Genomic DNA, 11938 nt, shown 5'->3' with positions numbered 1-11938 from the left:
AGTAAGAAATGTCTAAAAAAAATGACCGGTCTACCGGTCATAATAGTTTGAACTTTTGCTGTATTTAATAAAAAATTCTAAAAATTTCTGTTTGTTTTAGACGATTAATTTTTGATACGTTTCTTATTTTTATTTGGAATACATATATATCATAAAATCTAATTGTTGTTCAGAATTAATTCTTATTTTTTTCCTTCACAAGATGGGTCCACATCGGTAATTCCTGTCACTTCTTTAATATATTGTATTCCCCAGTCGTTCATTGTCCAAACAATCGGTAAAAGTGATTTTCCCAAATTTGTTAATTCATAAGAAATCTGTACAGGTAACAATTCAAAGTTTATATTTTTTCTAATGATTTGTGCCTCAACTAGTTCATGAAGTTGTAAATCTAGCATTCTTCTCGTACAATCGGGAATCTGTCTTGCAAGCTCATTAAAATGCAATTCCTCTTTCATCAAACGATTTAAAATAATTGTTTTCCAACGACCCGACAAAATTTTGATTGTTGTATCTAAAGGACAAAATTCTCCATGAATTTGACTATGTTTTATAAAAGTATTTTCTGTTTCAAGTTCCATAAGCTCATTTTACCACTTTTCTAAAATCCCACAAGTAGTATCAACTTTGTAACTTAGTTCCCAAAAGTTCACTTGAAAGTTCAATAAACAAAGCGTAATCTGACTTTATGAACATTAAAAATTTTTCTACCGTCACTGGACTTTTCCTTGGTGTCTTTGTCGTCGGGGTTGATAGTTTTATCATCAGCCCATTACTCCCACAAATTGCTCAAGACTTTCATGCAACAATTAGTCAAACTGCCCTTGGTGTCACAACGTATGCCCTTTGTGAAATGATTGGTGCTCCATTGTTTGGCCCTTTAGGCGACCGTTTTAGTAAACGTAAACTTTTAATCACCGGCATGAGTCTTTTTTTAGGGGCTACTCTTCTTTGCGCAATTGCTACAAATCTTGCAACTTTTTACATCTATCGTGCAGCTGCGGGACTAGGTGCTGCTCTATTTCTCCCAAATGTCTGGGCATTCATTGGTAGTTATTTTAATGGGCAATTGATGAATAAAATTATGGGAATTTCAATGGCGGGTCTTTCACTTTCTGTGGCAGTCGGTGTCCCACTTGGATCTTTTCTCTCTCAACTAAGCAATTGGCATAGTGCCTTTTGGGCATCGGCCGTTCTTACAGTATTCTCGCTCATTCTTATAATAGCCATTATCCCAAATACTACTGCTCAAAATCAAAAAATTAGCTATTTGGTCAATTTTAGAAATGTTTTTAAAGCTAAAAATGTGATTCATACACTTCTTCTAGATTTCTTTTGGATGTTTGGATTTTACCTAGTCTATACTTTCCTTGGAAGTTTTTTAGCAGAGCATTTCAATTTTAGTAGTGGGAAAGCTGGTCTAGTTTTTCTAATTTACGGCACCGCAAATTTTATTGCTGCTTCAACTGGTGGTGTGATTATGAACAAATTAGGACGAGTAAAGTCAATTTTATTCAATGCTTGTGCTTCACTTAGCTTTACATTGGCTTTAGGACTGTTTAGCAACAGTATTTTAGGTCTCATTATATTTCTAATTTTGCTCGCCTTTTCTATGGGCTGGGGGGTAACCGCGATTTCTGCCTATCTTGTGACTTTATCTACTCAAAATCGCTCAACTTTGATGAGCTTTAATTCATCTGCTCTTTATCTCGGACTGACTCTCGCGTTTATAGTCGGTGGTCTTATTTATCAAGGACTTGGTTTTTGGATATTTGGCATTATTTCAAGTTTTTCCTATGCCATCGTGATTTTACTCATTAAAGGACTCCATTAAATTAAATTGTTTTTTGATTAATAATAAATGAAAAAATCCCTGAACACACAATGGTTCAAGGACTTCTTCTTTTATTTTTGTTATTTCACAATTTGCTTGTTTTTTATCAGTAAAACTCTTCTGGCAATAATTTTTCTGCTAACTTAATATTATCAGAGTAGTCCAAAGGTACATCAATTACTACAGGACCTGTAGTATTTGGAATTGATTTTAGAATTTCGGCAAGTTCTTCTTTGCTGTGGGCACGGTAGCCTGTTGCTCCCATTGCTTCAGCATATTTTACGTAATCAACATAACCGAAATCAACGGCTGCTGAACGTCCATATTTCATTTCTTCTTGGAATTTTACCATGTCGTAATGACCATCATTCCAGATGATTTGAACGATTGGAAGATTTAAACGAACGGCGGTTTCGAGTTCTTGACCTGTGAAGAGGAAACCTCCATCACCTGAGTGAGAATAAACTTTCTTACCTGGGCGCAACAATGCGGCTGTGATTGCCCAAGGTAGTGCAACACCAAGTGTTTGCATTCCGTTTGAGAATAGAAGGTGACGTGGTTCGTATGATTTGAAATGACGTGCCATCCAAATGTATAGTGAACCTACGTCAACGGTGACTGTTTCATCATCTTTGACGATTTCTTGGAAAGTGCTGACCAAATCAAGTGGGTGCATTCTGCCTTCTTCGGTGTTTTCAGTATCGAATTCGTGTTGTTCAGCAACTTCATGAAGGCCATCAAGATATTCTTTTGTTCCTTTTGGAATTTTATAACCACGAACGGCTGGTAAAAGATTATCCAATGTTGCTGCTATGTCCCCAATTAATTCACGTTCTGGTTGGTAGTAAGTATCAATTTCAGCAATGGCATTATCAATAACGATGATGCGGCTATCAATTTCGGCATTCCAGTTGCGAGCTTCGTATTCGATTGGGTCGTAACCAACAGCAATAACAAGGTCAGAACGCTTCAAAAGCATATCTCCTGGTTGGTTGCGGAAAAGACCGATACGTCCGTAAAAAGTATGCTCTAAATCATGTGAAATAACGCCAGCACCTTGGAATGTTTCCACGACAGGAATATTAACATGAGTCAATAGATTACGCAATGATGAAGCAACTTTGACATCTGAAGCACCAGCTCCAACCAAAATTACTGGCAAAACGGCATTTTTAATGGCTTGCGCTAGGTAATTGATGTCATCAATAGAGGCATTCCCCATTTTAGGGTCTGAAAGTGGTTGAATGGCTTTGATTGATACTTCGGCATCCGTTACATCTTGGGGGATTGATAAGAAAGTTGCACCTGGATGTCCTGATTTGGCAATACGATAAGCGTTGGCAATTGATTCAGAAAGTGTATCAGGATCAAGTACTTCTGCTGAATATTTTGTTGCTGATTGCATCATTCCGGCATTATCCATTGATTGGTGCGCACGTTTAAGACGGTCACTTCGTTTAACTTGTCCACCAATAGCCAAAATAGCGTCACCTTCTGATGTTGCAGTCAAAAGTGGAGTTGCAAGATTTGATACCCCTGGACCACTCGTAACAACTACTACACCAGGTTCGCCAGTCAAACGGCCAACTGCTTGAGCCATGAAAGCAGCTCCTTGCTCATGACGAGTCACGACCATTTGAGGGCCTTCTTCATTTTCTAATAAATCAAAAACCCGGTCAATTTTTGCTCCTGGAATCCCAAATACATACTTCACTTTATGGTTAATCAAACTATCGACAACCAAGTTCGCCCCAAATTGTTTCTCAGACATTTTTTATTTTACCTCTATTTGTTCTAATTCATATTTCATAATCTCTTGGATTACTTCACAATCATTTTATCAGATAATAGACCCTTTTACAATTATTTTGACGCAAGTTTGTGAATTTTCTAGCTTACAATAAAAATAATTACTGACAGCTTTGTCAGTAATTATTTTTTAAGTCTGTCAGCAAATTTCTCATATTTTCATCATCTGGATCGAGTTCCAAATATTGTTCAATAATTGGTTCTGTTTTAGAAATTTGACCAATTTCTTTAAGAAAATCAATATAGTCTTCTAAAAACTCTGGATTCTCTGACAAGTTGGTTTGGATGAGTTCTTCATACAGAGCAGTCGCTTCAGAATCATTTTCTAAAGCTTTATGTGCTCCTGCAAAAAGCCATTTAGCTAATAAATGTTCATCTTCTAAAAGTTCTTCAAGATTAATGACCGCTTCAAAATCTTCTTCATTAAAGTACAAGTTAGCAAGTAGAAAGACTGTTTCATCATGTAACTCTGGTAAGTTCAAGGCATCCATGAGGTAACGTTCTGCTGCTGATTTATCTTTTAATTTGAAACTAATTTTTGAGGCGAAATGAAGTAAAGGAACGGCATTTGGATTTTTATTCAAACCTTTCTGTGCCATTTCTAGTGCAGCTTCAAATTCTTGATTGGCTTCCAATGTTTGAGCATAAGCTAACTCATAATTCAGGAAATCAACATCCATTTTCTCTAATCGTTTGAAATTAGCAATAGCTCTTGTTTCGTTATGAATTTCTCCATAAAGAAGAGCGATTTTATATAAAGTTTCAGGTTTTTCATCAAATTCAAATGATTTTTCAAGAAATGAAATGGCATTCTCAAAATTACCTAATTGAGCATAAGAATCGCCAATTCTTTGGTAAATAGATATTTTTGTTTCATGCAAAATTTTACGTTCTGAAAGTTTGGCATATTCTGTAATTGCGGCTGAATAATCACCTTGTTCAAAAAAAGATTCAGCTAAAGCAAAGGTGATAAGCGGAGAATCTGATAATTCTCGTGCTTCTTCTAATTTTGAAATTGCTGTTTCAAAATCACCTTCATACTGATATAAATCAGCAATTTTAACGAGTGCAGCAATATAGTTTTCATCGTCTACTGGAATTTGATAAAGATAGTTCAGAGCTTCATCTAAATTACCATTATCTTCAGCTATCTCTGCTAAATTAATCAGATAATCCGTTGACTCTGGGTGTTCAGACATGATTTGGTCATAAATTTTTTGACTTTCATCAATAAAACCCATCATTTGCAGATATTCGGCAAGGTCAGCCAACATTTCATTATTATCATTTTTTAATGCTTTTGCAAGTGAATTTTGCATTCCAATCAGGTCTCCCTGATGTAAAAAGTCAATTGTATCTTCTGAATATGACATTTTTCTCCTTATTTTTTATTCTATTAATTACTCTTTAGCTTCTTCTGTAGCTGTTTCTTCACGATAAAGGACTGAAATTTCACGATACCATTCATAAACGTGAACAATAATCACTTTGAGTGTTGCATAAAATGGAATCGCAAGTAGAACTCCCCAAACTCCTAAGATTTGACCAGCTGTCAGTAAAACAAATAAAATCGTAATCGGATGGATTGACATTTGTTTTCCAAGAACCAAAGGAGAAATAAAGCGCCCTTCAAGAGTTTGCTCAATGATAAGAACAATGATTACTTTTACAAGCATCAAAGGTCCACCAATCGCCAAACCAACGATTACCATTGGAATAGCGGCTAAAAATGATCCTAAAAATGGAACTAAGTTCAAGAAACCTGCTGTAATTGCCAAGGCTACTGCATAGCGCAATCCAATAATTGGTAACCCAATCATGAACATAATGGCAACAGCAATGGCAACTAAGACTTGACCACGCACATAATTTGAAAGTTGACTATTAATTTCATGCAAGACTTTTGATGTTTCTTTACGCCAATCATTGGGCAACAAATGAGTGACAAAGCCATTTAATCTTTGACCATCTCTTAACAAGTAAAAAAGAACAAATGGGAAGACAATCAAAGAAATCAAAATACTTGTAGTTTTACTGATGAGATGTGAAAGAGTCGTTACGGCATTAACAGAGAAAGTTTTTGACCAATCAATCAATTGATTCCCAATTGATTTGGCAAATTGGTCAACTTGTGGTCGGAATTGCTCAAAGTGTGGATTTTTTGCTAAAGCATTAATCTCTTTTTGGGCAGTGTTAACATAATGAGGGACCGATGACGCGAAATTGTCTACTCCGCTGATGACATTTGGAATAGCAACAATTAAGCCCCAAGCAATCAAAGCTGCGATAATTAAGAAAAGGACAATAATTGTCAGGACACGCGGAACTCGTCTTTTTTCCAAAAAATCAACTATCGGATTAAGTAAATAGTAAAATACTGCTGCTAAAATAACTGGCAGAGAAATGACTGTAATAAATTCTCCGACAGGTTTAAAAATGAATCCAACTTTATTGAGTAATAAAATATTCAATAAAAAGAGAAGGACAATCGCTAAACTTGCAACGACTTTATTATTAATGAACCACTTGAAAAACCAAGAGGCTTTAAAACTGCGATGTTGTTCTTGTTCCATAATTTTTCCTAATTCTTATTTTAGAATTACTGACAGACTTGTCAATAAGTTCCAAGAGGAGCCTGTCAGTAATTTTTTTCAAGTTCATAATATTGAATCTGTAAAAAAATCTTTTTTTTATTAATTTTCCAACCATTTTGATTGAAAAGTTCTGTCAGTTCTTTTGGCTGATAGACTTTCACGTCTCCTTCTGTCGAGAAACGGTTAATCCACCAATTATAAATTTTTGTGATAAATGGAATGTGAATTTCTGCAATCACTAATCTTCCATTGGGTCTGAGCAGGCATTCAGCTTTTATCAAAAAACGCTCAGGTTTTGGAAAATGATGGAAGCTAGCCGAACAAATAATTAAATCAAAGCTCTCGTTATTAAAGGGAATTTCTTGAGCAGAACCTTGTTCAAAAGTAAAATTAGGATACTGGGCTTTGGCAACTTTAATCATTTCTGACGAAATATCCAAGCCACTACCGACAATTTTCTTTTTATCATTTAACATCGCCAGAAGCTTTCCGTTAGCACAACCGACATCCAAAATCTTAGAATTTTGTTCAAATTTTAGATTTTTAAGGATAAATCTTTTAAAAAAGCTGGCCAAAAATCCATCAAAACTATGGTCAAATTGGCTAGCAATACGGTCATAAAAATTTTCTGATTCTCTTTCGTAATCATGAAATTTAGGAACCATTTTACACCTCCGTCAGTGGTTTTGCAAAATCAGAAATTAGTGCTTCAGCACATTTTAAACCATCAATCCCAGCCGAAACAATTCCTCCGGCAAAGCCTGCTCCTTCTCCTGAAGGATAGATTCCTTTAGTTGAAACTGATTGAAAATTTTCTTCATCACGGTTAATTCTGACGGGCGAAGATGAACGAGATTCAACACCAGTCATCACTGCATCAGAAAGTGCAAAACCGTGCATTTTTTTATCTAAACCAACAATCGCTTCTCGCATAGATTGTGTAACATAGTCTGGGAATAATGATTCAAGATTTGTTGGTTTTACTCCTAGAGCATAACTTGGTTCAACCGAACCCATTGCTTTGGAAGCTTTTCCGTCAAGGAAATCTCCAACAAGTTGTGCAGGAGCCTGATAATTAGAGCCGCCTAATTCAAAAGCTTTATGTTCTAATTCTTTTTGAAATTCAACTCCAGCAAGTGGATGATTACTTGAGAAATCTTCAGGGAAGACTTGGACTAAAAGTCCGGAATTTGCATTTTTTTGGTCTCTGGCATGTTCAGACATTCCGTTTGTGACAAGTCCACCTTCTTCTGAGGCAGCCGGAACAACGAGTCCTCCCGGACACATACAGAAAGTATAAACGCCTCGACCTGATGATGACTTGTGAGTTAAACGATATTCTGCCGCACCTAACCGTGGATGGTCAGCAAATCCTTTATATTGAGCCTTGTTAATCAATGACTGAGAATGTTCAATTCTAACTCCAACAGCAAAGGGTTTAGCGGTAATTGTTACCCCTTTATCATAAAGTTCTGAAAAAGTATCACGAGCTGAATGACCAATGGCTAAAATTGCATGATTTGTTTTAACGATTTTTCCGTCAGCAAGTTTTACTGCTTGTAATTGTTCATCTTCAATTAAAAATTCTTCAACTTGAGCATCAAAATAGACTTCCCCACCCAACTCGATAATTTGTTTTCGGATATTTTTAACAATATCACGTAATAAATCTGTCCCGACATGAGGATGTGCCTTATAAAGGATATCTTCTGGGGCACCAGCTTCAACAAACTCTTCTAAAACCTTGCGTCCACGTAAATCACGAACACGACTGGTTAATTTTCCATCAGAAAAAGTCCCTGCTCCACCTTCACCAAATTGAACATTCGATTTTGGATTAAGTTTCCCCTCAAGCCAAAACTTGTCAATTGATTTTACACGTTCATCAACTGCTTGGCCTCGTTCTAAAACAATTGGACGATAACCATTTTGAGCCAAAAGTAAAGCAGCAAACATTCCAGCAGGGCCAAATCCAATGACGACTGGGCGGTTGACCATTTTTTTAGTTCCAAGTTGCGGATTAACATAGTCTAGTTCTGGTGCTAAAGAAACATTTTTAATTTTTTTAGACAGTATTTTGGATTCATCTTTAAGTTTAATGTCAACAGTATAGATAAAATCAATTTCGCCTCTGTGTCTTGCATCAATTGATTCTTTATAAATTCGATAATCGAGCAGGTCAGCTTCTTGAAGCCTTAATTTTTTTAAAACAAGACTTTTAACTTTACTGACAGGTTCGTCAATTGAAATTTTGATTTGTGTTATGCGAATCATGATTTTCTTTCTATGGTTAGGATTTTCTAAAATACTATCCTCTTTTATTTTTTATTAAAGCGAGCAACAAGTTCAATATGATGCGTTTGTGGGAATAAATCAACTGGTTGAACTTTATCTAAAATATAGCCTTCGTTTTCAAAACGTACAACATCTCGAGCAAAGGTTGCAGGATTACATGAAATATAAACGATTCTCCGAGGATTAGTTGCTGTTGCTGATTTAATAAAAGTTTCATCGAGCCCTTTTCTTGGTGGGTCAACAAAAATAACATCAGGTTTTATTCCTTCATCAAGCCACTTGGGCATAATTTTTTCTGCTGTTCCTACTTCATAATGTGTGTTCTCAAGTTCATTTAATTGAGCATTACGTTTTGCATTTTCAACAGCAGCCGGAACAACTTCCATCCCATAAACCTCAGCGACTCGATCAGCCATGCTGATTCCGATTGTTCCAATACCAGAATAAGCATCGATAACAATATCTCCTGGTTTTAATTCTGCGAATTCAAAGGCTGTTTCATAAAGTTTTTCAGCTTGTGGAGTGTTGACTTGATAAAAAGCCGGTGCAGAAATTTGATAAGTTTTGTCCAACATCAAATCTGTAATAAAATCTTTTCCATACAATAAAACGAACTCTTTACCTAAAATAAATGAGCCAGTTCCATTATTAATATTGAGTTGAACAGATTTAATATTAGTAAAATGCTCCACTAATTTGTCAATTACCAAATCAACATTTTCTGGGAGTTTTTTACTGGTTACAACAAGGCTAACCATCATTTCACTTGTATGAAAACCTCTTCTAACCACAATATTTCGTAGCCAACCTTTGCGCGTTTTTTCATCGTAAGCTTGTAAATTAATTTTCCGAAACTCATCACGCAAAAAAAGGACAACTGCATCAATTTCAGGATGTTGAATATAAAAATCTTCGACTGGAATTAATGAGTGAGAATTTTTTCTATAAAATCCAGTAGTTAAAATCCCATTAACCATTTGAATAGGAATCTGTGCCTTATTTCGATATTTTATCGTTTTAATAGATTCGATAACTGGAGAAACAGGGAAATCTTCCTTCCCAGCCGTTTTTCTTAAAATATCAACGACTTGCTTTTGTTTAAATTTTACTTGTTCATTATAAGTCAGATGACCAAAGTCAGCAATCCCAGTTCTTAAATAATCAAGATTTAACTGAGTCGTGCGATGCTCACTTTGGCTTATAAATTCATCCACACGCCCAAAACCAAATGATTTTCCAACTTTAAGAACACGCATTTTTATCCGTTCACCAGGTAAGGCATTGTCTACAAAAAATGGGTAAGAATCAACTTTAACCACTCCTTGCCCTTCATGTGTCAAATCAAGGACTTCTGCTTCAAATATATCGTTTTTCTTGAAATTTGTCATGTCCATATTATAACATAGTATTTCAATAAGGTTCAACAAACATCACTAAAAGCTGAATAATAAAGAAGTTACTCAACTGTCTTATCCATAACTGCTCTGATAATCGCTTCTCTACTCTGAATTGATTTATCTTTATAAAGTCGCTCGTGATTTTTAACCAAAATTTCACAAATATATAATTGTGAGATTTTTCCAGTGAGTGAGCCACCATCAAAAAACTCTTCATTCACTGTTTGCAAATTAATATCAGAAAGTTGGGCAAGTGGTGAATAGTCTGAGCTAGTAATTGTAATAATCTGAGCTTTTTGTTCTTTGGCAATCTTAATGGATTCAAATAATTCTAATGTCTTACCGGATAATGAAATGCCAATGATTAAATCTGTCTTTTTTAATAGGGCAGCTGTTTGCAATTGAAAATGAGAGTCACTAATTGCTTTAACTGGAACTCCAATACGAAGAAACATCGCTTCTAAATCTTTCGCAGTATTGCCGCTTAAACCTACCCCAAAAATATAAATAGCCGAAGCTTCAGAAATTAATTTTGAACTTTTTTCAAATTGTTCTAAATCTAATTTTGATTTTGTTTCATGAAGAATCTCAATAATACTATTTTCATTCTCATCAAAAAATAAGGTCAGATCTGTTCTATTAGAAGACTTTTGAGAATAACTTTCCTTAGCAACTTCTATTTTAAGATCTGAAAATCCTGAATAACCCAATTTTTGACAAAATCTTACTATGGTTGCATCGCCAACCTTGATTGCTTTTTTGATATCATTCATTGTTCCATAAACAATACGCTCCTTTGAAGCTAATACATAATTTGCAATCTTCTTTTCTGATTTAGTAAGTAATTCATATTTTTCTTTAATGACTGTTTCAATTTTCATAATTTTCCTTTGGTAATTAACTCATAATTTCTTGTATCTTACATTTATTTTATCATAATTGACAAAAATGTAAGCGTATGCTATATTAATTATGGAGTAATTATCCAAAAACATATTTTATGGAGGATAAACGGAGAATGAATAAAGAACAATTTTTAGAAAAAATAAAGGGTGGAATAATCGTATCTTGTCAAGCCTTACCCGGTGAACCATTATATTCTGAAAATGGAGGAGTTATGCCTTTGATGGCAAAAGCTGCTGAACAAGCTGGAGCTGTCGCTATCAGAGCAAACTCGGTCAGAGATATAAAAGAAATTCAAAAAGCGGTAAGTTTACCCATCATAGGTATTATTAAAAAAGATTATTTGCCTCAAAAGTCCTTCATTACAGCGACTATGAAAGAGATTGATGAATTAGTTGCTACTTCTTGTGAGGTAATAGCCTTAGATTGTACTCTGAGAGAACGTCATGATGGGCTAACTATTAATCAATTTATCAAAAAAATCAAAGAAAAATATCCAACTCAACTTTTAATGGCTGACTGCTCAAATTTTAAAGAGTGTGAAAATGCTTATTCTGCTGGAGTAGACTTTGTTGGAACTACTCTCAGTGGCTATACAGAAGAAAGTAAAAAACAAGATGAACCTGACTTTGAATTACTTGAAAAGTTAGTTGAGGCAAAAATTCCCGTTATCGCTGAAGGAAGGATTCACAGTCCCGAACAGGCACAGTATGTCCAAAAAATTGGAGTAGACGGAATGGTTATTGGTGGTGCAATTACTAGACCTCTTGAAATCGCGTCTCGTTTTGTTCAAGCAGTTGAATCAGTTGAAAAACTATAATCACTTATCTATAAAATCATTAAGGCAAGAATATAAAATTAGAGTAAATAAAAAAACATTATCTAACTGATAATGTTTTTTTATTTCTCGTTTGTATTTTCTTTATTGAGCTGTGACTTTTCCCAATTATTTACTAATATTTTTTTGTATTGAGGACTATCAGTCATTGCTCTCACGCTATACTGTCTTAACTTTGTAAAAGAGAACCCTGAAACTAAGAGCAAGCAAGAAATGAGTAAGATAAGCTTTTTACTTCTCGTTTTTACTTCTTTTGAAAAGAATGGTA

General features: G+C 34.9%; 11 protein-coding genes. 2 read left to right on the top strand and 9 right to left on the bottom strand.

From position 1 onward, the window contains the following. Window positions 1-182 precede the first annotated feature (182 nt). Complete coding sequence (locus LLA01S_RS10775) at window positions 183-581, bottom strand: winged helix-turn-helix transcriptional regulator (protein ID WP_061778301.1); 399 nt, start codon at window positions 579-581, stop codon at window positions 183-185. Window positions 582-688: 107 nt separating this feature from the next. On the opposite strand from LLA01S_RS10775, the gene LLA01S_RS10770 reads away from it, so the two are divergent. Next, a complete protein-coding gene (locus LLA01S_RS10770) occupies window positions 689-1834 on the top strand; it encodes an MFS transporter (protein WP_061778300.1) in 1146 nt (381 codons plus the stop codon). A 106-nt stretch (window positions 1835-1940) separates the two neighbouring features. Here the strand turns inward: LLA01S_RS10770 and alsS are convergent, their stop codons facing one another. The 7 genes from alsS to LLA01S_RS10735 all read right to left on the bottom strand — a co-directional run bounded on the left by alsS (window position 1941) and on the right by LLA01S_RS10735 (window position 10810). Continuing rightward, window positions 1941-3605, bottom strand: coding sequence for an acetolactate synthase AlsS (alsS, locus tag LLA01S_RS10765; RefSeq protein ID WP_011835185.1), 1665 nt, complete (start codon window positions 3603-3605; stop codon window positions 1941-1943). 154 nt (window positions 3606-3759) lie between these two features. After that, window positions 3760-5016 (bottom strand): tetratricopeptide repeat protein, encoded by a 1257-nt coding sequence (locus LLA01S_RS10760; protein ID WP_061778299.1) that lies wholly within the window; start codon window positions 5014-5016, stop codon window positions 3760-3762. 27 nt (window positions 5017-5043) lie between these two features. Beyond that, window positions 5044-6216, bottom strand: coding sequence for an AI-2E family transporter (locus LLA01S_RS10755; protein WP_011676167.1), 1173 nt, complete (start codon window positions 6214-6216; stop codon window positions 5044-5046). A 65-nt stretch (window positions 6217-6281) separates the two neighbouring features. Next, a complete protein-coding gene (locus tag LLA01S_RS10750; RefSeq protein ID WP_061778298.1) occupies window positions 6282-6902 on the bottom strand; it encodes a class I SAM-dependent methyltransferase in 621 nt (206 codons plus the stop codon). A 1-nt stretch (window position 6903) separates the two neighbouring features. Further along, window positions 6904-8511, bottom strand: a complete 1608-nt coding sequence (locus LLA01S_RS10745) for an NAD(P)/FAD-dependent oxidoreductase (protein ID WP_061778297.1) — start codon at window positions 8509-8511, stop codon at window positions 6904-6906. A gap of 44 nt (window positions 8512-8555) precedes the next feature. Beyond that, a complete protein-coding gene (gene rlmD, locus LLA01S_RS10740; protein WP_011676170.1) occupies window positions 8556-9926 on the bottom strand; it encodes a 23S rRNA (uracil(1939)-C(5))-methyltransferase RlmD in 1371 nt (456 codons plus the stop codon). A gap of 62 nt (window positions 9927-9988) precedes the next feature. Further along, complete coding sequence (locus tag LLA01S_RS10735) at window positions 9989-10810, bottom strand: MurR/RpiR family transcriptional regulator (protein ID WP_021165388.1); 822 nt, start codon at window positions 10808-10810, stop codon at window positions 9989-9991. Between the two features lie 137 nt (window positions 10811-10947). On the opposite strand from LLA01S_RS10735, the gene LLA01S_RS10730 reads away from it, so the two are divergent. Beyond that, window positions 10948-11652: an N-acetylmannosamine-6-phosphate 2-epimerase gene (locus tag LLA01S_RS10730; RefSeq protein WP_014572649.1), complete on the top strand. Its 705-nt coding sequence runs from the start codon at window positions 10948-10950 to the stop codon at window positions 11650-11652. A gap of 80 nt (window positions 11653-11732) precedes the next feature. Here the strand turns inward: LLA01S_RS10730 and LLA01S_RS12755 are convergent. After that, window positions 11733-11938, bottom strand: a 206-nt coding sequence (locus tag LLA01S_RS12755) for a hypothetical protein (protein WP_218006052.1), incomplete at its 5' end; no start/stop codon positions are given.

The sequence above is a fragment of the Lactococcus cremoris subsp. cremoris NBRC 100676 genome, from assembly GCF_001591705.1.
In the GTDB taxonomy this organism is placed as follows: domain Bacteria; phylum Bacillota; class Bacilli; order Lactobacillales; family Streptococcaceae; genus Lactococcus; species Lactococcus cremoris.
This window is presented reverse-complemented; position numbering and strand designations above follow the sequence as displayed.

Excerpts from the sequence above, each read along its gene's own strand:
- LLA01S_RS10735 (WP_021165388.1), bottom strand. The coding sequence starts at position 10,810 with ATGAAAATTGAAACAGTCATTAAAGAAAAATATGAATTACTTACTAAA.
- LLA01S_RS10745 (WP_061778297.1), bottom strand. The coding sequence starts at position 8,511 with ATGATTCGCATAACACAAATCAAAATTTCAATTGACGAACCTGTCAGT.
- rlmD (WP_011676170.1), bottom strand. The coding sequence starts at position 9,926 with ATGGACATGACAAATTTCAAGAAAAACGATATATTTGAAGCAGAAGTC.
- LLA01S_RS10755 (WP_011676167.1), bottom strand. The coding sequence starts at position 6,216 with ATGGAACAAGAACAACATCGCAGTTTTAAAGCCTCTTGGTTTTTCAAG.
- LLA01S_RS10730 (WP_014572649.1), top strand. The coding sequence starts at position 10,948 with ATGAATAAAGAACAATTTTTAGAAAAAATAAAGGGTGGAATAATCGTA.
- LLA01S_RS10760 (WP_061778299.1), bottom strand. The coding sequence starts at position 5,016 with ATGTCATATTCAGAAGATACAATTGACTTTTTACATCAGGGAGACCTG.
- LLA01S_RS10770 (WP_061778300.1), top strand. The coding sequence starts at position 689 with ATGAACATTAAAAATTTTTCTACCGTCACTGGACTTTTCCTTGGTGTC.
- alsS (WP_011835185.1), bottom strand. The coding sequence starts at position 3,605 with ATGTCTGAGAAACAATTTGGGGCGAACTTGGTTGTCGATAGTTTGATT.
- LLA01S_RS10750 (WP_061778298.1), bottom strand. The coding sequence starts at position 6,902 with ATGGTTCCTAAATTTCATGATTACGAAAGAGAATCAGAAAATTTTTAT.
- LLA01S_RS10775 (WP_061778301.1), bottom strand. The coding sequence starts at position 581 with ATGGAACTTGAAACAGAAAATACTTTTATAAAACATAGTCAAATTCAT.